20 protein-coding genes are annotated in these 20,047 nt (G+C 61.0%); 10 read left to right on the top strand and 10 right to left on the bottom strand.

From position 1 onward, the window contains the following. Positions 1-19 precede the first annotated feature (19 nt). From asd to BN1123_RS16110, 3 genes are read left to right on the top strand one after another with little or no spacing between them, the layout of a single operon-like run. Positions 20-892 (top strand): archaetidylserine decarboxylase, encoded by an 873-nt coding sequence (asd, locus tag BN1123_RS16120; protein ID WP_010633008.1) that lies wholly within the window; start codon positions 20-22, stop codon positions 890-892. After that, positions 889-1,140: a VF530 family protein gene (locus tag BN1123_RS16115; protein WP_042028275.1), complete on the top strand. Its 252-nt coding sequence runs from the start codon at positions 889-891 to the stop codon at positions 1,138-1,140. The genes asd and BN1123_RS16115 overlap by 4 nt, the downstream gene beginning before the upstream one ends. A 4-nt stretch (positions 1,141-1,144) precedes the next feature. Next, the gene (locus tag BN1123_RS16110; RefSeq protein WP_042028274.1) at positions 1,145-1,396 is read left to right on the top strand and encodes a DUF2960 domain-containing protein; all 252 of its coding nucleotides are present in this window, start codon (positions 1,145-1,147) and stop codon (positions 1,394-1,396) included. 85 nt (positions 1,397-1,481) lie between these two features. On the opposite strand, the gene BN1123_RS16105 is transcribed toward BN1123_RS16110, so the two are convergent. The 5 genes from BN1123_RS16105 to gpt all read right to left on the bottom strand — a co-directional run bounded on the left by BN1123_RS16105 (position 1,482) and on the right by gpt (position 6,336). Continuing rightward, a complete protein-coding gene (locus BN1123_RS16105) occupies positions 1,482-2,735 on the bottom strand; it encodes a glutamate-5-semialdehyde dehydrogenase (protein WP_042028273.1) in 1,254 nt (417 codons plus the stop codon). Positions 2,736-2,768: 33 nt separating this feature from the next. Next, a complete protein-coding gene (gene proB / locus BN1123_RS16100) occupies positions 2,769-3,872 on the bottom strand; it encodes a glutamate 5-kinase (RefSeq protein ID WP_042028272.1) in 1,104 nt (367 codons plus the stop codon). 154 nt (positions 3,873-4,026) lie between these two features. Beyond that, positions 4,027-4,419, bottom strand: a complete 393-nt coding sequence (crl, locus tag BN1123_RS16095; RefSeq protein ID WP_026457559.1) for a sigma factor-binding protein Crl — start codon at positions 4,417-4,419, stop codon at positions 4,027-4,029. A 62-nt stretch (positions 4,420-4,481) separates the two neighbouring features. Then, on the bottom strand, positions 4,482-5,747 hold the full coding sequence (gene frsA, locus BN1123_RS16090) for an esterase FrsA (protein WP_026457558.1): 1,266 nt from the start codon (positions 5,745-5,747) through the stop codon (positions 4,482-4,484). 121 nt (positions 5,748-5,868) lie between these two features. Beyond that, positions 5,869-6,336: a xanthine phosphoribosyltransferase gene (gene gpt, locus BN1123_RS16085; RefSeq protein WP_026457557.1), complete on the bottom strand. Its 468-nt coding sequence runs from the start codon at positions 6,334-6,336 to the stop codon at positions 5,869-5,871. Between the two features lie 972 nt (positions 6,337-7,308). On the opposite strand from gpt, the gene BN1123_RS16080 reads away from it, so the two are divergent. Next, positions 7,309-8,760: an aminoacyl-histidine dipeptidase gene (locus tag BN1123_RS16080; protein ID WP_042028271.1), complete on the top strand. Its 1,452-nt coding sequence runs from the start codon at positions 7,309-7,311 to the stop codon at positions 8,758-8,760. A gap of 67 nt (positions 8,761-8,827) precedes the next feature. Here the strand turns inward: BN1123_RS16080 and djlA are convergent, their stop codons facing one another. Genes djlA through BN1123_RS16065 form a run of 3 tightly spaced genes read right to left on the bottom strand, consistent with a single transcriptional unit; the run spans position 8,828 to position 11,359 of the window. Further along, the gene (gene djlA / locus BN1123_RS16075; protein ID WP_042028270.1) at positions 8,828-9,661 is read right to left on the bottom strand and encodes a co-chaperone DjlA; all 834 of its coding nucleotides are present in this window, start codon (positions 9,659-9,661) and stop codon (positions 8,828-8,830) included. Positions 9,662-9,680: 19 nt separating this feature from the next. Beyond that, a complete protein-coding gene (murU, locus tag BN1123_RS16070; protein WP_042028269.1) occupies positions 9,681-10,349 on the bottom strand; it encodes an N-acetylmuramate alpha-1-phosphate uridylyltransferase MurU in 669 nt (222 codons plus the stop codon). Continuing rightward, on the bottom strand, positions 10,346-11,359 hold the full coding sequence (locus BN1123_RS16065) for an aminoglycoside phosphotransferase family protein (RefSeq protein ID WP_042028268.1): 1,014 nt from the start codon (positions 11,357-11,359) through the stop codon (positions 10,346-10,348). The genes murU and BN1123_RS16065 overlap by 4 nt, the downstream gene beginning before the upstream one ends. A gap of 174 nt (positions 11,360-11,533) precedes the next feature. Between BN1123_RS16065 and lptD the strand changes: the two genes are divergently transcribed. From lptD to BN1123_RS16035, 6 genes are read left to right on the top strand one after another with little or no spacing between them, the layout of a single operon-like run. Further along, complete coding sequence (lptD, locus tag BN1123_RS16060) at positions 11,534-13,978, top strand: LPS assembly protein LptD (protein ID WP_042028266.1); 2,445 nt, start codon at positions 11,534-11,536, stop codon at positions 13,976-13,978. Between the two features lie 26 nt (positions 13,979-14,004). Continuing rightward, a complete protein-coding gene (gene surA, locus BN1123_RS16055) occupies positions 14,005-15,303 on the top strand; it encodes a peptidylprolyl isomerase SurA (RefSeq protein ID WP_042028374.1) in 1,299 nt (432 codons plus the stop codon). Then, positions 15,303-16,298: a 4-hydroxythreonine-4-phosphate dehydrogenase PdxA gene (pdxA, locus tag BN1123_RS16050; RefSeq protein WP_042028265.1), complete on the top strand. Its 996-nt coding sequence runs from the start codon at positions 15,303-15,305 to the stop codon at positions 16,296-16,298. Before surA ends, pdxA begins: the two co-directional genes overlap by 1 nt. Next, positions 16,288-17,100 (top strand): 16S rRNA (adenine(1518)-N(6)/adenine(1519)-N(6))-dimethyltransferase RsmA, encoded by an 813-nt coding sequence (gene rsmA / locus BN1123_RS16045; RefSeq protein ID WP_042028264.1) that lies wholly within the window; start codon positions 16,288-16,290, stop codon positions 17,098-17,100. The genes pdxA and rsmA overlap by 11 nt, the downstream gene beginning before the upstream one ends. A gap of 4 nt (positions 17,101-17,104) precedes the next feature. Next, the gene (gene apaG, locus BN1123_RS16040) at positions 17,105-17,467 is read left to right on the top strand and encodes a Co2+/Mg2+ efflux protein ApaG (RefSeq protein WP_026458356.1); all 363 of its coding nucleotides are present in this window, start codon (positions 17,105-17,107) and stop codon (positions 17,465-17,467) included. Between the two features lie 6 nt (positions 17,468-17,473). Then, entirely contained in the window at positions 17,474-18,295 is an 822-nt protein-coding gene (locus BN1123_RS16035) for a symmetrical bis(5'-nucleosyl)-tetraphosphatase (RefSeq protein WP_042028263.1), read from the top strand. Between the two features lie 65 nt (positions 18,296-18,360). Here the strand turns inward: BN1123_RS16035 and BN1123_RS16030 are convergent, their stop codons facing one another. Further along, positions 18,361-18,861, bottom strand: coding sequence for a 2TM domain-containing protein (locus tag BN1123_RS16030; RefSeq protein WP_042028262.1), 501 nt, complete (start codon positions 18,859-18,861; stop codon positions 18,361-18,363). Between the two features lie 172 nt (positions 18,862-19,033). After that, positions 19,034-20,023, bottom strand: a complete 990-nt coding sequence (locus BN1123_RS16025; RefSeq protein ID WP_042028261.1) for a luciferase-like monooxygenase — start codon at positions 20,021-20,023, stop codon at positions 19,034-19,036. Positions 20,024-20,047 lie beyond the last annotated feature (24 nt).

The raw sequence follows: 20,047 nt of genomic DNA, 5'->3' as shown, positions 1-20,047 counted from the left end.
ACCTACGTTGATGATGAACATGAGCATTACTGACAACCTGAAAATTGCCGGTCAATACTGCCTGCCCAAACACGCCCTCTCCCGCCTGGTGGGCAAGCTGGCCGCCGCCGAAGCGGGCAACCTCACCACCAGGGTGATCGAGGCCTTTATCAAGCAGTACCAGGTCGACATGAGCGAGGCGCTGCACGAGAGCCCTGCCCACTACAAGAGCTTCAACGAGTTCTTCACCCGCGAGCTCAAGCCCGGTATTCGCCCCCTGGTGGAAGACGCCATGACCCTGGCCCTGCCGGTGGATGGCACCGTCAGCCAGCTCGGCCCCATCAGCCAAGGCCGTATCATCCAGGCCAAGGGCCACGACTACAGCGCCCGCGAGTTGCTGGGCGGCTATGAGGATCTGGTGGCGCCGTTCAAGGATGGCGACTTCGCTACCATCTATCTGGCGCCCAAGGATTACCACCGCATCCACATGCCGCTGGATGGCGTGCTAGAGAGCATGGTGTTCGTGCCGGGGGATCTCTTCTCGGTCAACCCGCTCACCGCCGAAAACGTGCCCAACCTGTTTGCCCGCAACGAACGGGTGGTGGCCACCTTCCGCACCCCGCATGGCCCCATGGCGCTGGTGCTGGTCGGTGCCACTATCGTGGCCAGCATCGAGACCATCTGGGCCGGCAACATAGCGCCGACCAAAGAGAAGAAGGTGGTGCGCTGGGACTACACAGGCGATGAGGCCATCACCTTGCAAAAAGGTGCCGAGATGGGTCTGTTCAAGCTCGGCAGCACAGTCGTCTGTCTGTTTGGCCCGGGCATGCTGGCCGGTTTCGAGCCGCATCTGGCCAACGGGGTCACCACCCGCATGGGTCAACCCTTTGCCAAGCTGGCGGAGCAAGCATGAGCGAACAGCCCGCCTCTTCGCAGAAGAACAATCCGCTGCACGGGCTGACGCTGGAAGCCATCGTCACTGCCCTGGTGGCCCACTACGGCTGGGAAGAGCTGGGCCGGCAGATCAACATCCGCTGCTTTACCCATGAGCCCAGCATCAAGTCCAGCCTGAAGTTTTTGCGCAAGACCCCCTGGGCACGGGAAAAGGTAGAGAGCCTCTACCTCTACGTTCAGCGCAAGCAAGCCAAATCAAAGGAATAACGCCATGGCGTTCAAGATTACTTACACCTACAAGAAGCAGGCCAGGGAGATCGGCTACGCCAACGACAAGTTCAACAGCATCTATGATGCCGTGGCCGCCGCCGAAGGGATCGACCTCGCCAGCTTCCATGCCATGGAGGCTCAGCTGGCCCAGGTGTGCCGGCGCGACAAGAAGAGCGTGAAGGATTACCGCGAGAACTACTTCAAGGAGCTGGGCTTCTCCAACATCGTGATCGAGCGGGATCCCCAGGAATAAGTACCCAGGCGCGATGCCGGGAACCTTCAAAAAACAAAATGCCGACCCCCGGGGTCGGCATTTTCATCTCTGGCGCCAAGGCACATCAGGCGCGGCTCAGATAGTCCGCCTGGCCCACCCACTTGTAGCTGGTGAGCTCAGTGAGCCCCATGGGACCACGGGCGTGCAGCATCTGGGTCGACACCGCCACCTCGGCCCCCAGACCAAACTGGCCGCCGTCGGTGAAACGGGTAGAAGCGTTGACATAAACCGCTGCCGAACCAGCGCCATTGACGAAACGCTCGGCATTGGCCAGATCGTTGGTGAGGATGGCATCCGAGTGGCCGGCATTGTGCTCGCGCATATGGGCCAGCGCCTCGTTGACGTCCGCCACCAGCTTGATCCCTAGCGTCAGCGACAGCCATTCGGTATCAAAGTCCTCGGCACCCGCTGCGCGCAGTTGCTCGGCACCGGCCAGCAGGGGCATGGCCTCCGGGGTGGCCACCAGCGCCACCTTGCGCTCGTTCATCAGGCTCACCAGCTGAGGCAACAGACGCTCGGCAATCTTCTCGTGCACCAGCAGAGTATCGAGGGCGTTGCAGGCGGAGGGGCGCTGCACCTTGGCGTTGTCGATGAGGGGCAAGGCACGCGCCAGATCGGCACTCTCGTCCACGAAAATATGGCTGATGCCGAATCCGCCGATGATGACTGGGATGGAGCTGTTCTCCTTGCACATCTTGTGCAGCCCGGCGCCGCCGCGGGGAATGATCATGTCCACGTAGCGGTCGAGGCGCAGCAGCTCACCGACCAGAGCCCTGTCCGGGTTGTCGATGTACTGCACCGCCGCCTCGGGCAAACCTGAGGCGGCCAGCGCGCTCTGGATCACCCGCACCAGCTCCAGGTTGGAGTGGAAGGTCTCGCGGCCGCCGCGCAGTATGCTGGCGTTGCCAGTCTTGAGGCAGAGGCTGGCGATATCGATGGTGACGTTGGGGCGCGCCTCGTAAATCACGCCGATGACGCCGATGGGCACCCGGCGGCGGGAGAGCCTCAGGCCGTTCTCCAGTACCCGGCTGTCGATCTCGGCCCCCACGGGATCATCCAGGGTGATCACCTTGCGCACATCCGCCACGATTCCCGCCAGCCGGGCCGGATTGAGCAACAGCCGATCCAGCATGGCCTCCGACAGTCCGGCCTCACGCCCAGCGGCGATGTCTTTCTCGTTGGCAGCCAGGATCTGGGCGCTTCGAGCCTCCAGTTCGTCGGCGATGGCAGCCAGCGCCCGATTCTTCTGCGCCGTGCTGACGGTGGCCAGCTGATAGGCGGCCTCACGGGCCGCCTGCCCCATTTTTTCCAGACTCATGACTGTTCCCTTCTGTTCATGCCGATGCTGCGATCACAGCAGCACCATATCATCCCGATGAATGGCCACGGCGCCATAGCCGTAACCCAATACCTGTTCAATCTGGTCCGAATGGACGCCCTGCAGCTTGTCGAGCTCCTGATGGTTGTAACGGCAGATGCCGCGCGCCAGCTCGGCGCCCTTGGGTCCCAGGATACGCACCACGTCGCCGCGCACGAAATCCCCCTTGACCGCGACGATCCCCTTGGGCAGCAGGCTGGAGCCTTTCTCCTGCATGGCGGCCACGGCCCCCTGATCCACATGCACTTCGCCGTGGGGAGGGGGGCCTGCCAGGATCCAGCTCTTGCGCCCTTCCAGCGGCGTGGCCAGGGCCGGGAAACGGGTGCCGATACGCTCGCCCTTGGCCAGGCGCCCCACTACCTCCGGCACCTGGCCAGTGGCGATCACCACGTCGATACCGGCACGACGGGCCACGTCGGCCGCCTGCAGCTTGGTGGCCATGCCGCCGGTGCCAAGGCCGCTGACACTGCCGCCCGCCAGCTTGCGCAGGGTGTCGTCTATGGTCTGCACCTCTTCGATCAGCTGGGCATCCGGGTTGGTGCGCGGATCGGCGGTAAACAGCCCCTTCTGGTCGGTAAGCAGGATCAGCAGATCCGCATCGGCCAGGATGGCAGCACGAGCCGAGAGGTTGTCGTTGTCCCCCACCTTGATCTCGGCGGTGGCCACGGCGTCGTTCTCGTTGATGACCGGAATGATGCGGTGATCGAGCAGAGTACGCAGGGTGTCGCGGGCATTGAGGTAGCGTTCGCGATCCTCGAGATCGGCGCGGGTCAGCAGCATCTGGCCGATATGCAGACCGTAGAGGTTGAACAGATCCTGCCATACCCGGATCAGCTGGGTCTGGCCTATCGCTGCCAGCATCTGCTTGTTGGGCAGGGTTGGCGCCAGTGGCGGGTGCCCCAGGTGCTCACGCCCGGCGGCAATGGCCCCCGAGGTGACGACGACGACGCGATGGCCGTGACGGTGCAAGGCCGCACACTGTCTGACCAGCTCGACCATATGGGCACGATTGAGCTGGGAAGACCCCCCTGTGAGCACGCTGGTGCCCAACTTGACGACTATGGTTCTGTTTTCCATGGGAGCATAAAGGCTAAAAAGTAAGGAATCCCTTTATACCCACGGCCATCAGGCCCTGCAAGGCAATTAACGTCGGAAGAAGGGGCGAAAATCCGCGAAGGGGAGAACAAGAATAACCCTGCGAGGGAGTGAGTCCCTCGCAGGGTATCGGGGATCAGGCGGCGGTGACCGCCAGTTCGTTGGTTACCTGCTCAGCTGGCGCCAGGTGGCACTCAAGCACAGTCAATCTGTCCACCAGAAGCTTGTAGAAGTGATTGAGGGTCCGTTCCACTTCTGCCTGGTGTTTCTTGGGGACGGGTTTGTCGAGCCACACCCCGTCTGCATCGTAGAAACCGAGCTGATAGTGATAACGGAAGTGATGGTCATCCTGCTCCAGTACCAGCCACCAGCCCCAGAACTCCCGCTTGTCCGGTGCCGGCTTGGCGCTGACACAGACGGACAGACAATCGAAACGGTAACGCCCCTCTTCACACAAATCCTCGCGCAGATATGGGCCTATGGCAGCGAATTGCCTCAGCAGTCGCTTGTAGGTCACTCTTTCAGACATGTTAACCTCCCTGTTAAACAAGCCGCGCCACCTTGTGATGGCATCAGATTTTTAGCGCGACATCAGACACACAGATGTCGTTTCAACCACTCGACAATCTCCTCCATGGCTTGGTCATACACCTCCAGCAAGGGTTGCTTGTCGAACACGACCGCCTTGCCATTGCGGCTGGCCGCCGCCAATGCCCGGACATCGCTCTCGGGACAGATGAAATCTTTCTTGTGCCCGATACTTAATATCGGCACCGAGGTGCGAGTCCCCAGCAATCCTTGCGTTTTGAGTGAAAATACCTGGCACTTGGTGCGCATGGTATCCCACTGGGCTGCATCCTCTCCCAGCCGGTTGGCCAGGCTGTCTCGCATCATGCGAGGGCATTTTGCAAAAAGTTCAGGACTGGTGAATACCTGATTGACCCCCGCCCCCACGCACACCACGGTACGCAGCTTGAAAGGCTCGATGAAGGCCAAACGCGCAGCAATATTCCCTGCAAGGCGCATGCCTACCATGGCGATGCGCTGGTGATCGACCCAGGCCACCTCGGAGAGATACTGCAGCACCGCCTGATGGAGGCGACTGGTGTCCTGCACCAACGGCCAATGTTCGGCATAGCCGATCCCCGGCATGTCCAGCGAGAGCATGCCGATGCCGTTGGGTTCCAGCCGCTTGAGATAAAAGGCGAGGAAATCGAGCTGCAGGGAGTCGATTCCACCGCTGATGATCACCAAAGGCACCGGCTTGTCGGTAGTCGGCAGGTGCAGATAGCCCTGGATATGCTTGCCGCGAAACGGCACCTGAATCTCTTTGAGCGGCACCTTGAACAGCCGGCCCGCCTCGCGATAGGCCATGTTGCCTAAAAGCTGGGCTTGATCCGCCAGCTCGTCATTCTTGAGGTGGGGGTAGCTGGCGATGGAGTAGTAGCGCACCGCCTTGAGCAGTTGCTTCAGCGCGGCCGCCGAATCTCCCTGCTCGCGCAGTTCGCGTCCCCGTTTGAAGTAGGTGCCGGCCACCTGGCTCCACTCATAGATCCAGTTGCCCGGCACATAACCCTTGATGGTATCGAGGTAGCAATCATGGGTTCGCTCCCCGGTCGCCATGGCGATGCGCGCCAGGGTCTGCTCCACTTCGACCGGATCGGCGCCCTGCCAGGCCCAGGAAGGGCGTCGCAGCAGACGATACCAGCGATTTGACAGGGAGCCATCGATAAACATCTCCTCTGACTCGCCCTCTTCCGCCGCCGGACTGGTATTGGATATCTCGGAAGTCTCCAATACCTTCTTGACGCGGGTAAACAGTCGGTCGGTCAGGTTGAGGTCGTCGTTCAAGTCCAAGGTAAAATCTCATTCATGATCAGGCAATGGTTCATCTTAACCAGATTTGTTGTCGCACAGCCACCCCGGGCCCAATTGACAGACAAAAAAACAGGGCTCCGAAGTGGAGCCCTGTGAACTGTTATTTTTCGTCGCAGATTGGCGTGGTGAACTCCAGCGCCATGTCCCAGGGTTGTTCAATCCAGGTATCCTGCGGAATGGCAACTTCGAAGTCATCTACCAGCGGCTCGCCCATCGGCTTGGCGAAGATGGTGATGAACTTGGCGCGCGGATAGAGCTCGCGGATCGCCTTGGCGGTGCCACCGGTATCCACCAGATCGTCCACCACCAGCCAACCTTCACCATCCCCTGCGGTGGTCGCGGCCTTGACCACCACCAGCTCGCGCTGGTTGTCATGGTCATAGCTGGAGATGCACAGGGTTTCCACGTTGCGAATGCCGAGTTCACGGGCCATCAGGGCAGCGGGCACCAGGCCGCCACGGCTGACCGCGATGATCCCTTTCCATTGGCTGACTGGCAGTTGACGACGGGCCAGACGGCGCGCTTCACGTTGCAGGTTGTCCCACGATACATAAAACTTCTTCGGCATGTTATCGATCTCGAATAGTTATTTAAAACAATCACTTAAAATGACGGCAACCGGGACATTTTCCCGATAACCAAGCAATGACGGCCCTTGCTCGACTGAATTCAGATTGCACTTTGGCTGCCTCAGGGCTAAGCCTCGGCAGCGGATCTATGGCAGTGGAAGCAAGATGGGCATATCCGGCGATCGGTTGCATGGAGTGCCAACACCGCGGACAGGCTGTTGGGCCGGTATGATAGCACCGTTTGCAGATAAAATGACTGGCAAACGTATGCCAAATGAAGGAAAGATCGTCCAGATTATCCCCAGATGACTCATATAAAGAGCCAAATGACCAAGCGACTACCCGTCCGGTTGACGCAAAATCCATCACAACGCCAAACAGCAGATAAAAAAATAGCAGGGAGGAGGATTTACCTCACACACCTGCTGCTTTCTCGTCATGCCTGTTTGCCACAGGCGGGTTGTCCGTTTGTTCGGACAGACCGTCTTAGCGACGGGTGACGAAGGGGTTAGGGTAGCTGAAACCCTGGGTATAGAGAGACGGGGCGAACCAATAGGTTGAGTTGCTGCCTGGCATCTTTAAACTCCTGATTGCTTAACAAGTTACGTACCTTTAATGCGGGCTCAAATCCTTGAACGAACACTCGGTTCCATGGAGGCGCACTTGTCTTTGCTTCGGTTCCCTGGAGGCTTTCATCGTCATCCTGACGGGTGGCGAACCACGGAGGCTAATTTACCAGTCGGCGCCATAAATTCAACTTTTTTGTGAGATGTGTCACATAATTTCTTTTCCACCAGCCAGACCCCCTCGAACCTGATCATTGCCTGCCACAACCTTTCCCAGCAGCATAACCGACCCGAGATTTACGCTGTCTGCTCACATTTTTCTGCGATTGGCTGTATTATCGTTATCCACTTCCCGGGCCCGTTGACGGGGCCTCTCACTATTCCGTGCTGGTAAGGAGTCCTGACGTGGCACAACTGAGTTCCCTCTCTCCCACCCTGGTGTGGCATTTCTTCGAGAAAATCTGCTCCATCCCCCACCCCTCCAAGCACGAGCAGGCGCTCGCCAGCTGGATCACCGAGTGGGCCAGCGCCGAAGGGCTGGCGGTGAAGCAGGACAAGGTCGGCAACCTCTTCATCAAGAAGCCCGCTACCCCGGGCATGGAAAACCGCAAGCCGGTAGTGCTGCAGGCGCACCTCGACATGGTGCCCCAGGCCAACGCCGATACCCCTCACGATTTCACCAAAGACCCCATCGATGCCTACGTGGACGGTGAGTGGGTCACCGCCCGCGGCACCACCCTGGGCGCCGACAACGGCGTCGGCATGGCCGCCTGTCTGGCGGTGCTGGCCGACAAGAGCCTCAAACACGGCCCGCTGGAGGTGCTGCTCACCTCCGACGAAGAGACCGGCATGACCGGCGCCTTCGGCCTCGAGGCCGGCTGGCTGGAGGGCGAGATCCTCATCAACACCGATTCCGAAGAGGACGGTGAGGTCTACATGGGCTGCGCCGGTGGCGTCGACGCCAACATTCGCTTCCCCCTCGAGCTGACCGCTGCCCCGGCGGGTGAGGCGTTCGAGCTGCAGGTGAAGGGGCTGGTCGGCGGCCACTCCGGCGGTGACATCCACCGCGGCCGCGGCAACGCCAACAAGCTGCTGGTGCGCCTGCTCAAGGCCGCCCAGGCCCTAAACGTGGAGCTCGCCGAGATCCACGGCGGCACCCTGCGCAACGCCATCCCCCGTGAGGCCCGTGCCACCCTGGTGGTGCCGGGCGCCAGCGTCGCCGAGTTCAAGGCCCTGGTCGATCGCTTCACCGGCATCTACCAGACCGAGCTGGCCGCCACCGAACCGCACCTGACCCTCCTGCTGACCCAGACTGCCGCCCCCGCCAAGGTGATGAGCGCCTCCCTGCGCGATCGCCTGCTGGATGCCCTGATGGCCTGCCCGAACGGCGTGATGCGCATGAGTGACAGCATGACCGGCGTGGTCGAGACCTCCACCAACCTGGGCGTCATCAAGACCCTGGACGGGGAAGTGTACGTCCAGTGCCTGATCCGCTCCCTCATCGACTCGGGCCGCGACCAGATTGAGCAGATGACCCGCTCCCTGTTCACCCTGGCCGGCGCCAGCTGCGAGTTCACCGGCGCCTACCCGGGCTGGGCCCCGAACGTCAACTCCCCGGTGATGGAGCTGGTGCGCGGCACCTATGAGGAGCTGTTCGGCAGCCGCCCCAACATCATGGTGATCCACGCCGGCCTCGAGTGCGGTCTGTTCAAGAGCGCCTACCCCGAGTGGGACATGGTCTCCTTCGGCCCGACCATCCGCGGCGCCCACTCCCCGGACGAGAAGGTGCACATCGTCGCGGTCGAGCGCTTCTGGCAGCTGCTGACTCGCGTGCTGGAGCAGATCCCGGCCAAATAAACGGCACCAGCCATAAACAAGAAAGCCCCGCATCATGCGGGGCTTTTTTGTCATGGGCGAGAACAGGTCATCGAATGCCGCGGGCTTCGCGGATCCACTCCCAGGCCTGCTGGATCTCCTGGGCCTTCTCCTTGGCCATCTCCATCATTTCGGGTGGCAGCCCCTTGGCGGCCAGCTTGTCGGGGTGGTGCTTGCTCATCTCCTTGCGATAGGCACGCTTGATATCCTGATCGCTGTCACTCTCGTTCACCCCGAGCAGCTGATAAGCATCCTTGAGACGATCGGCTGACGGCGCCTCCTGACGATACTGTTGGCCACCCGCACCGCCGCCCTGGTACTGGCCATGGGCGCGATTGAAGAAGTTCATCTGCGCCTCGGCCATGGCCAGGATCCGGGCCAGCTCGATACGGCTGAAACCCAGCTCGTCGGCGATGGTGTGCAGAATGGCACGTTCCCCATCCTCAACCCGGCCATCGGCAAACGCGGCCTGCAGCTGTACTTCCAGAAAGAAGCGCAGAATGTCCCGCTGCCCCTGGCTGGCACGACGAAACTCGGCCAGGGTCTCACGCAGCGGGAAACCGGCCTCCTTGCCCTGACGGAACGACTCCTGGGCGCGGGCTCGCTGCTCCCCTGCCAGTCGCATCCGATCCATCAGGTTGGAGGCCACCCGGATCTCCTGCTCGGTCACCTGACCGCTGGACTTGGCAATGTGCCCCATGACGGCGAAAGTGGCATGAAAGAAGACCGCCTGCTGCTCCTGGGTCGGCCCGCGGCGAAACGCACTTTGCAATCCCATGCCCCGATCGAAACGGTGGCCAATCCAGAGGCCGATGAGGGCACCAATCAGGTGGCCGAGCAGAAAACCGAAGAAGGCGCCGAGCACCTTACCCCAAATACGCATGGTTCAAGACCTCTTGATGTTAATGAGTGCGAGCCAGAAGCTGATCATCCAGCTCGCGCAGTCGCGGGACTGTGCCTATATCACGCCACTCGCCGGCCAGCAGGCTACCACCCACTCGCCCTTGTGCCATCCACTCCCGCAGCAGGGGAGCCAGCTTGCGCGCACCGCTCGCCAGGCCGGAGAATGCTGCCGGATGATAGAGCCCGACGCCACTGAAGGTAAACCCGGGAATATCCAGCACCCGCCCCTCTTGCAGGGAAAAATCCCCCTGGGGATGCTGGGGGGGATTGGGCACCAGCCAGAGATGGGCCAGATCCTCACCCAGAGACTGGGTCACCAGGGTACGGTAGTCCAGATCGAGCCAGGTATCCCCGTTGATCACTAGAAAGGGGTCGCTGCCCAGCAGCGACAGTGCCTGCACTATGCCCCCTGCGGTCTCCAGCGCACTCTCCTCTGCTGACCAGTGGATGGTCACCCCGAACTGGCTGCCATCCCCCAACGCCTCCACCAGCTTGTGGCCGAGCCAGGCGTGGTTGATGACCAATTCGGCCACCCCCGCAGCTTTAAGCTTTTCGATATGATGCACGATGAGAGGCTTGCCCCCCACTACCAGCAGCGGCTTGGGCAGGGTATCGGTGAGCGGGCGCATCCGCTCGCCACGTCCTGCCGCCAGGATCATCGCCTTCATGCCTGCGCCTCCGCCACCCGGGCAAGTCCCGGCAGCACCACCTGCCGCAACCAGTCGCCAAAACGGGCGAGCACGGGCTCGCTGGCCCCGTGCAGCTGGCAGACATCCACCACATATCCCAGGGTGCGGGGAATATCCTGGAGGTAACCTGACTTGCCATCCCGATGATAGAGTCGGGTGAAGATGCCGGCGGCTTTCAGGTGACGCTGCATGCCGGTGAGATCCGCATGGCGGCGGAAGCTGGCGTAATCGAGATCGCCGAGCAGCCCCGCCTGCTGCAGGGTCGCAAAACCATGGCACATCCCCTGTTCGATCACCTCGTCCGGCCAGCGCACGTAGCAATCCTTGAGCAGGGAGACCAGGTCATAGCCAAGGGGGCCGATGACCATGTCCTGAAAATCGATGATGGCAAGCTCACTGCTCTCGGGGGTATTGCCACCACATACCATCAGGTTGCGGCTGTGAAAATCCCGGTGCATCACTCCCTGCGGCTGGGCCAGGTTGCTGGCGGTCAGGCAGGCAAAGGTATCGTCGAGCAGCCGTTGTTCTGCCGCGCTCAGGGTCAGTTGAAGGTGGTGGCCCAGCAGCCACTCGGGGAAGATGCTGTTCTCCCTGGCCATAAAGGCGGCATCAAAGGGCTCCAGATCCAGCTCAACAGCCCCAAGGCGGGGCAACAGCCCGATGGCCTTGTCATACCAGGCCAGTACGTTGTCGGCATTCAGGCAACTGATAAGCTGGGTATCCCCCAGATCGGTGACCGCCAGCAGACCGAGTTCATAGTCCACTGCCTTGACCTCGGGCGCCAGCAGCTGACGCGCACGCAAGGCCGCCGCATTGCGAACAAACTCATGATTTTTTTCGGTTTTTGGATTGGCATCCACCCAGATAAGGCCACCGCCACGAAAGTAGCGGCGGAAACTGGCATCGCCGGAAATAAGGGTAAGATGGAGGCTGGCATCACCGGAGAGTCGGCGTGCCCACTGCAGAAGCAGGGAATCGCGATCGTGCATAAGTCGAGGACCAAGGTGGAAAGCAGCACTTGGCTGTTAGCCCTGGCCGCAATAATGCTTTATCATTGCCGGCTAACATAAAGCAATGACATGCAATGTCAACTCGATGAAACCTGTCGTAAAATGCATGCCCTGGATCAACCGTACCTATCACGGATTGCACGAGTCTTTCACATGACAAAATGGACACTGGGATACCGCTATCCCATCGCCCTGACTATCAGCCTGGCACCGGCCCTGACCTCCATGATGGTGCAGGCGGCCCCGTTCAATCCGCCGCCTGCGACCGGTATTCTCGACAGCCTCTGCTATGACTATGTCCCCAAGGTCGAAAAGCCCTCTTCGGCAGAAGATGCCAATGCCCTGCCGGTCGAGGTCGACGCCGATCGCCTTGAGGCCAAGCAGGGCGGCACCGCCGTCTATGAAGGGGACGTCAAGGTGCGTCAGGGGGTTCGCAAGTTTGACTCCGACTATGCCCAGCTCGATCAGAAGAGCCGGGATGTCATCGCCATCGGCAACATCTATTACAACGACGGTCAGGTGACCGTCACCAGCGACAAGACCCTCAAGTCCAACCTGGATACCAAGAATTCCGAACTGGAAGAGGGCAAGTATCAGGTTCATGGCTCACCGGTGCGCGGCTTTGCCAAACGGGTCACCATGACCAACAACAACCAGAACATCACCATGGAGGGCGCCCAATACACCACCTGCCCCCCCGGTCAGGAGGTGTGGACCCTCAAGGCGGGCAGCATCGACATCGATCAGAAGGAGGTGTTCGGTGAAGCCTGGAACGCCAGCCTCTGGCTCTATGATTATCCGGTGTTCTATTTCCCGTACATCAACTTCCCCATCAAGGATGAACGCAAGACGGGTCTGCTCTATCCGGGTTACAAGCAGAGCTCCGGCAACGGCATGGAGATCACCCAGCCCTTCTACTGGAACATTGCCCCCAATTATGACGCCACCATCACCTCCCGCTTCATGGACAAGCGCGGCCTGATGGAACAGGTGGAGTTCCGCTACATGCCGGACCCCGCCCACGTCGGCACCCTCTATTTCGAAAACCTGGCGGATGACAAACAGTACAGCCCAAGCAACCCCAGCCTGGCCGGTTTGTCTGACGGCCACCGCTATCTGCTGAACGTTCGCCACGGTTCCAGCCTGATGGACGGTTCCCTGCGCTTCGGGCTCGACTACACCAAGGTGCGGGACAGGGACTACAACTACTTCAACGACTTCAGCCCCCAGGTGGGCACCCAGATTGATGACCAGTTGCAGCAATCCTTTACCGCCGGTTACTACCAGGAGAACTGGAACCTCACCTCCGAGGTTCGCCGCTACCAGATCCTGAGTCCCTATGCGCTGCTGCCGCACGAGATGCTGCCGCGCATCGACTACAACTACTACCGCCAGGGCAACTGGTTCGATCTGGCCTGGAACAGCGAGCTGACCAAGTTTGGTTATGACAGCGGCAATGCCAGCAGCTATCAGTCGGGAGAGCGCTATACCGCAACCCGTTTACACATGGCACCGACCCTGACGGTTCCCCTGGTGGATGCCCCCGGTTACTACCTCACCAGCCAGTACAAGCTGATGTTTACCTCCTACAACCAGGAGGTACCAGACACCCTGGTCGGTACGGATCGCGCTCGCTTCACCGATGCCGAGACTGGCAAGCTGACCCTCAAGGATGGCACCATCAATCGTCTGCTGCCCTCTTTCCGCCTCAAGGGTGGCCTTAACTTCGATCGCTCGGTCGACTGGTTTGACGGCAAGGGAACCCAGACCCTGGAACCCGAGTTCCAGTATCTTTACATCCCCTACGAGAACCAGGACGATATCGGGGTCTACGACTCCACTACTACCCGACAGGACTACTACAGCCTGTTCAGCGATCGCCGTTACGCCGGTCTTGACAGGATCAGCGATGCCAACCGGATCAGCGCTGGTCTCACCAGCCGGATCTATGACAACGTCGGGGATGAGCGGCTGCGTCTCTCCGTCGCCCAGGCGTTCGAGCTGACCTCTCCCAAGGTTCGTCTCTATTCCTCGGATCCCGAGAGCACCAACGCTCGTTCTCTGCTCTCCTTTGAGGGGGATGCCCGGATCACGGATCAGTGGTTCGCCCACGCTGGCGCCCAGTACGATACCGAGGAGGGTGCGTTCAGTTCAGGCAATGGTGCCGTGGAATACCGTCATGACAAGCTGGTTACCCAGCTCAACTACCGCTTTATTCAGGATGGCAACCGGGATTACCGCTACCCGGCCAACGCCGCCCTGGCAGAGGACCTTAGCCAGGCAGGTCTGGTAATGATGGCGCCGATTGCCGATCAGTGGCAGGTTTACGGCGGCTACTATCGCGATATCAAGCAGGATGTGAACATTGACCGCAAGATCGGTGTCAAATACGACTCCTGCTGCTGGAGCATCAACCTGAGCCTGGAGTGGCACAACCAGCCTGACAACGTCACCCTGAGACCCACTTCGGAGAAATCGATCGGTCTGCAGTTCGAGATGAAGGGGCTCGGCAGTGTCGGTACCGGTGGCCGCAGTGTCACGATGGATACCGAACTGTTGCCCTATGTTCGCCCGTTTAATCTGAAAGACCAGCAATGATGCTGGTCCAGCCTTGAGAGATGGATATGAAAAAGACCCTGATAGCCCTGCTGACCGCGGGAATGTTCGGCGCCATGAGCCAGGCCGCCATGGCGGCCCCCGAGCTGATGGACAAGGTTCTGGCCGTGGTCAACAAGGACGTGGTACTTGCCAGCCAACAGGATGCCCTGGTCAACAAGGTCAAAATCTCCGCCCAGGAGAGCGGCCAGTCTCTGCCTGACGACGCCACCCTGCGCAAACAGGCGCTGGATCGCCTGATCCAGGAGAGCCTGCAACTGCAACTGGCCGAGCGCCAGGGCCTGAAGATCAGTGATACCCAGCTGGAACAAGCCATCCAGGGGATCGCCGCCGACAACAAGATGACCCTGGATCAGCTGCGTGCCCAGCTCGCACGCGAAGGCATGAGCTATGCCCAGTACCGGGAAGAGGTGCGTCGCGAGATCCTGATGAACGAGGTACGCCGCAACCAGGTGCGCCGTCGCATCAACATCTCCGAGCAGGAAGTGAAACAGGTAGTCGACATCCTGAAAAAACAGGGCCAGCAGCAGAACGAGTATCACCTCGGTCATATCCAGATTGCCCTGCCTGACAACCCTTCCGCAGCTCAGCTGGATGCCGCCAAGAGCAAGATTGAGGGCATTCTGGCCGCGCTCAAACAGGGGGCTGATTTCCGCAAGCTGGCCATTGCCGAGAGCAACGGACCCAAGGCGCTGGAAGGGGGTGACTGGGGCTGGATGAGCCCGCAGGAGATGCCGACCCTGATGGCCGAAGCGGTTCAGGGCGCGACCAAGGGCGACATCGTCGGTCCGCTGCGCTCCGGTGCCGGCCTGCACATCATCAAGGTATTCGACACCAAGGGTCAGCAGCAGGTGATGCAGACCGAGGTGAAAGCCCGTCACATCCTGATCAAGCCCTCCATCATCCTGAGCGAAGAGAAAGCCAAGGGCATGCTGGACGGCATCTTGCACGATATCAAGAGTGGCAAGGCGAGCTTCGCCAGCATGGCGGAGAAATACTCCGAAGACCCGGGTTCTGCGGTGCAGGGTGGCGAACTGGGCTGGTCCGATCCCAACGTCTACGTGCCCGAGTTCCGCGACATGGTCAACCGCCTGCAACCGGGCCAGATCAGTGCCCCGTTCCGCAGCTCTCACGGCTGGCACATTGTCCAGCTGGAAGATCGTCGCAGCCAGGATGCCACCGACAAGGCCCAGGAACAGCGCGCCTATCAGCTGATCTACAACCGCCGCTTCGTGGAAGAGTCCCAGGCGTGGCTGGACGAGCTGCGTGACGAGGCTTACATCCAGATCGAAGGCGCCAGCAGCTGATGCGTTGTCGTCGCCTTGCCGTGACCCCGGGTGAACCGGCCGGGGTTGGTCCGGATCTTGTGTTGCAGATAGCCCAGCAGGATTGGCCCCACCAGCTGGTGGTGATCGCCGATCCGGCGCTGCTGCATGAACGCGCCGCCCTGCTGGGTCTGCCCATCGAGCTTGAGCCCTACGATCCCGCCGCGCCCGCGCATCCGCAGCGGGCCGGCACCCTGACAGTCAGCCCCGTCTCTCTCGGCGCCGCCGTGGTGCCCGGAGAGCTCGACGAAGGCAACGGCGCCTATGTGCTGGCCACCCTGCAGCGCGCCTGCGACGGCAACATGAGCGGTGAGTTTGCCGCCGTGGTGACCGGACCCGTGCACAAGGGGATCATCAACCAGGCCGGCGTATCGTTTAGCGGCCACACCGAGTTCTTCGCCCAGCAATCCAACACCGCCGACGTAGTGATGCTGCTGGCAACCGAGGGGCTGCGGGTGGCGCTTGCAACCACTCACATCCCCCTGGCCTATGTGGCGAAGGCCATCACCGAGGATCGCCTCGGCAAGGTGATCCGTATCCTGGATGCGGATCTCAAGGCCAAGTTTGGCGTCGCCAAACCGCGCATTTACGTCTGCGGCCTCAATCCCCACGCCGGGGAAGGGGGCCATCTCGGTCGTGAAGAAATTGACGTGATCGAACCCGCCCTGGCCACGTTACGCCAGGAGGGAATCGATCTGGTCGGCCCATTGCCGGCCGACACCCTGTTCCAGGAGAAATACCTCAAGGATGCGGATGCGGTACTCGCCATGTACCACGACCAGGGACTGCCCGTGCTCAAATACAAGGGCTTCGGCAGTTCGGTCAATATCACCCTTGGACTCCCTTTCATCCGCACTTCGGTGGATCACGGCACCGCACTGGATCTGGCAGGCAAAGGCCTGGCCGATCCCGGTAGCCTTACCACCGCGATTAACCACGCCATCAAGATGGTAGAGAAAAAAAGATATGAGCAGTAAGGTGCACATGGGCCACACGGCCCGTAAGCGTTTCGGTCAGAACTTCTTGCACGATCGCTACGTGATCGACCAGATCGTGGCCGCCATCAATCCGCAGCCGGGCCAGAACCTGGTGGAGATCGGCCCGGGTCTGGCCGCGCTGACCGAGCCGGTTGCCGCCCAGATGGACAAAATGACCGTGGTCGAGCTGGACCGGGATCTGGCGGCCCGCCTGCGCGAGCACCCGACCCTGAAGGACAAGCTCACCGTCATCGAAGCCGACGCCATGCGTTTTGACTTCAGCACCCTGATGGGTGAAGGCAAGGGGCCGCTGCGCATCTTTGGCAACCTGCCCTACAACATCTCCACCCCGCTCATCTTCCACCTGTGCGAGTTCGCCAATCGGGTGGAGGACATGCACTTCATGCTGCAAAAGGAAGTGGTTCTTCGTCTGGCAGCCGGTCCCGGCAGCAAGGCCTACGGCCGTCTGAGCGTGATGACCCAGTACTACTGCCAGGTGATCCCGGTGCTGGAAGTGGGCCCGGGCGCCTTCAAGCCGGCGCCCAAGGTGGACTCCGCCGTGGTGCGTCTGGTGCCGCACAAGAACCCGACCATAGTCGCGAAAGACATCCGCTGCCTGAATCGCGTCTGCACTGAGGGCTTCGGCCAGCGTCGCAAGACCATTCGCAACAGCTTCTCCAACTTCATCACCGACGCCCAGCTGACCGAGCTTGGTATCGATGGCAACCTGCGCCCCGAAAACCTCACCCTGGAGCAATTTGTCATGATCGCCAACTGGCTGGCGGATCAGCCAAAGGCCTGATCCCGTGACCACCCCGCGCATCGTGATCCGCCCCTACCCCAGTTATGTGGCGGACTCCAAAGACCCATACCAGTTTCACTATCTCATTGAAATCGAGAATCTGGGTCCCGGCCCGGTGCAGTTGCTGCACCGGCGTTGGCTCATTACGGATGCCAATGGCAAGATGCTGGAAGTCGAAGGTCCGGGCGTGGTCGGGGAACAGCCCGTGATCGCCGAAGGGGAGACCTACCGCTACCAGAGCGGCGTCCCGCTGGCGACCCCGCTCGGGGTGATGGAAGGACGTTATACCCTGCAAGATGGCTCTGGTCAGCAATTTGAGGCGCCCATCGCCCCCTTCACGCTGGCCATCCCCAATATTATCAACTGAGGTTTCATGGCGAACTGTTTTGTCGGCGATATCCAGGGCTGCTACGACGACTTGCGCCGTCTGCTGGATCTGGCTGGGTTCGATCCCGCGCATGACGTACTCTGGCTCTGTGGCGACCTGGTCGCCCGTGGCCCCGACTCCCTCAACACCCTGCGCTTCGTCAAGGGACTGGGCAACCGCGCCGTCACCGTGCTCGGCAACCACGACCTGCACCTGCTGGCGGTCGCCAACGGCGTCGCGCCGCTCAAGAAAAAAGACCGGTTGCAGAGCCTGATGGAGGCGCCGGATCGGGACGATCTGCTGGAGTGGCTGCGCCACCGGCCGCTGCTGGCGGAACACCCAGATCTGCCGATCATGATGGTGCATGCCGGCATCTCGCCGGCCTGGGATGCCCGCACCGCCCGCAACTGTGCCCGCGAGGTGGAGAGCCTGCTGCGCGGTGACCAGTACAGCTGGCTGCTGCACAACATGTATGGCGACCAGCCCGACTGCTGGCGGGACGATCTGGTAGGGATCGAGCGCTACCGCTACATCATCAACACCTTCACCCGGATGCGCTTTTGCTACTTCGACGGCCGGCTCGACTTCAAATGCAAGAAGGGTCCCAGCGAATCGACCCCGGGCCTGCGCCCCTGGTTCGAACAGCGCGAGCACCATGTGGATGATCCCATCCTGGTGTTCGGCCACTGGGCAGCCCTGATGGGCAAGACCGACAAGCAGGATATCAAGGCACTCGACACCGGCTGCGTCTGGGGCAACAGCCTCACCCTGTGGCGCTACGAGGATGATGCCCTGATCGCCACCCCCTGCCCGGTGCATGCGAGCTGATCGCAGCCCATACTGGCTGCATGAAAAAGCCCGACTGATAGTCGGGCTTTTTATTGTCAGGCGGGTTACAACTTGCGCCCCAGCCGTTTCTCTATCTGGCGCCGCTCCCACTCCGGGCCAAACAACTTGAAGGGCTGGAACAGGTTGATGGCGTGAGAGATCAGCCCCAGCCCCCAACCCAGCGCCGCCCACCAGGCCCAGATATAATCCGGGTTGCTCAGGTAGTTGATGACAAACAGCCCGCCGATCACCACCAGATAGCTGGCGATGTGGTAGTAGAAGCCTCTGAGATCCTCCACATAGCTCATCGCCGCCCGCTCCTCGGCCGATACCTGCCCCCAATCCCGTTCCCTCGTCTCGCTGCCTTTCATCTCGCGCTCCTGTTGCTGTACTCCATCCAGTTGAGCCACATCGAGTTCAAAGACGGCGGCCAGGGCCTTGAGGGATTCCAGTCCGGGCTGCTGCCCCTGCTCAATCCGCTGGATGGTGCGGACACTCAAGCCGGAGAAGGTCGCCAACTGCTCCTGTGACCAGCCCCGCTGCAATCTCAACTTCCTGACGATCATCTTGCACTCCTTGTGGTGATTGACGGGGCCAGCATAGGGTCAGCTTTGAGCAAGGTGAGACGACAGCAAGCCGACATAAACCTGACAATCTTTTAAAATCATAATGTTAACTACAGGCCATGGAAACAGGTGTCGCCTGCGGCTGACAAGCACCAGCCGCAAACTGCCTGGTTTACAGACTCTTCATCAGCCCGGCGGCGATCTCGAAGGAGCGCAACCGCGCCTGATGATCGACGATAGGGCCGTTGAACATCAGCTCGTCGGCCCGGGTTTCCACCAGCAGCGACTTGAGACCATGACGCACCTGTTCCTGATCCCCTACCAGGGAGCGGGCCAGGGTCTGTTCCATGGCCACCAGCTCGCGGGGGGACCAGGTGTCACCCAGTGACTGAACAGGGGCGGGCAACTTGCCGGCATCACCGCGATAGAGGCGCAGGAACTGTTGCTGCACCGTAGTGAACTGGAAACGGGCCTCCCGCTCGCTGTCGGCGGCGATCATGTTGACGCACACCACCGCATAGGGCTTGGGCCAGCGGGCCGAAGGGCGATACTGGGTGCGGTAAATCTCCAGCGCCTGCAGCAGTAACGCGGGGGCGAAGTGAGAGGCAAAACCAAACGGCAACCCCATGGCCGCCGCCAGCTGGGCACTGTAGAGACTCGAGCCCAGCAACCAGACCGGCAGATGCAGTCCCTGGCCGGGTACCGCCTGCACCGCTCCCGCCTCATCGCCAAAATAGTCCATCAGCTCGCGCACATCTGCCGGAAAATCATCCACTTCCCCGCTGCGCTGGCGGCGCAGTGCCTGCATGGTGCGCTGATCGGTACCTGGGGCACGACCCAGCCCCAGATCGATTCGATCCGGATAGAGGGAGGCGAGCGTGCCAAACTGCTCGGCGATCACCAGCGGCGAGTGATTCGGCAGCATGATGCCACCCGCCCCTATCCTCAGGGTGCGGGTCGCTCCTGCCAGATGGCCGATCAGCACCGCAGTGGCGGCACTGGCGATGCCCGGCATGTTGTGATGCTCGGCCAGCCAGTAGCGGTGGTAACCCCAGCGCTCGGCATGTTGCGCCAGATCGCGCGAGCGGTGGAACGACTCGGCCGGCTGGGAGCCTTCAGGAACCGGCACCAGATCGAGGACGGAATAGGGGATGGCAGACATGGGTCACTCCATTGATTCACAGAC

The sequence above is a fragment of the Aeromonas enteropelogenes genome (assembly GCF_000819845.1).
Taxonomy (GTDB): Bacteria; Pseudomonadota; Gammaproteobacteria; order Enterobacterales; family Aeromonadaceae; genus Aeromonas; species Aeromonas enteropelogenes.
This window is presented reverse-complemented; position numbering and strand designations above follow the sequence as displayed.

Bases quoted from the DNA above. Each gene is read 5' to 3' on its own strand.
- asd (WP_010633008.1), top strand. From the start codon at position 20: ATGAGCATTACTGACAACCTGAAAATTGCCGGTCAATACTGCCTGCCC.
- BN1123_RS16115 (WP_042028275.1), top strand. From the start codon at position 889: ATGAGCGAACAGCCCGCCTCTTCGCAGAAGAACAATCCGCTGCACGGG.
- BN1123_RS16110 (WP_042028274.1), top strand. From the start codon at position 1,145: ATGGCGTTCAAGATTACTTACACCTACAAGAAGCAGGCCAGGGAGATC.
- BN1123_RS16105 (WP_042028273.1), bottom strand. From the start codon at position 2,735: ATGAGTCTGGAAAAAATGGGGCAGGCGGCCCGTGAGGCCGCCTATCAG.
- proB (WP_042028272.1), bottom strand. From the start codon at position 3,872: ATGGAAAACAGAACCATAGTCGTCAAGTTGGGCACCAGCGTGCTCACA.
- crl (WP_026457559.1), bottom strand. From the start codon at position 4,419: ATGTCTGAAAGAGTGACCTACAAGCGACTGCTGAGGCAATTCGCTGCC.
- gpt (WP_026457557.1), bottom strand. From the start codon at position 6,336: ATGCCGAAGAAGTTTTATGTATCGTGGGACAACCTGCAACGTGAAGCG.
- djlA (WP_042028270.1), bottom strand. From the start codon at position 9,661: ATGCGTATTTGGGGTAAGGTGCTCGGCGCCTTCTTCGGTTTTCTGCTC.
- murU (WP_042028269.1), bottom strand. From the start codon at position 10,349: ATGAAGGCGATGATCCTGGCGGCAGGACGTGGCGAGCGGATGCGCCCG.
- BN1123_RS16065 (WP_042028268.1), bottom strand. From the start codon at position 11,359: ATGCACGATCGCGATTCCCTGCTTCTGCAGTGGGCACGCCGACTCTCC.
- lptD (WP_042028266.1), top strand. From the start codon at position 11,534: ATGACAAAATGGACACTGGGATACCGCTATCCCATCGCCCTGACTATC.
- surA (WP_042028374.1), top strand. From the start codon at position 14,005: ATGAAAAAGACCCTGATAGCCCTGCTGACCGCGGGAATGTTCGGCGCC.
- pdxA (WP_042028265.1), top strand. From the start codon at position 15,303: ATGCGTTGTCGTCGCCTTGCCGTGACCCCGGGTGAACCGGCCGGGGTT.
- rsmA (WP_042028264.1), top strand. From the start codon at position 16,288: ATGAGCAGTAAGGTGCACATGGGCCACACGGCCCGTAAGCGTTTCGGT.
- BN1123_RS16035 (WP_042028263.1), top strand. From the start codon at position 17,474: ATGGCGAACTGTTTTGTCGGCGATATCCAGGGCTGCTACGACGACTTG.
- BN1123_RS16030 (WP_042028262.1), bottom strand. From the start codon at position 18,861: ATGATCGTCAGGAAGTTGAGATTGCAGCGGGGCTGGTCACAGGAGCAG.
- BN1123_RS16025 (WP_042028261.1), bottom strand. From the start codon at position 20,023: ATGTCTGCCATCCCCTATTCCGTCCTCGATCTGGTGCCGGTTCCTGAA.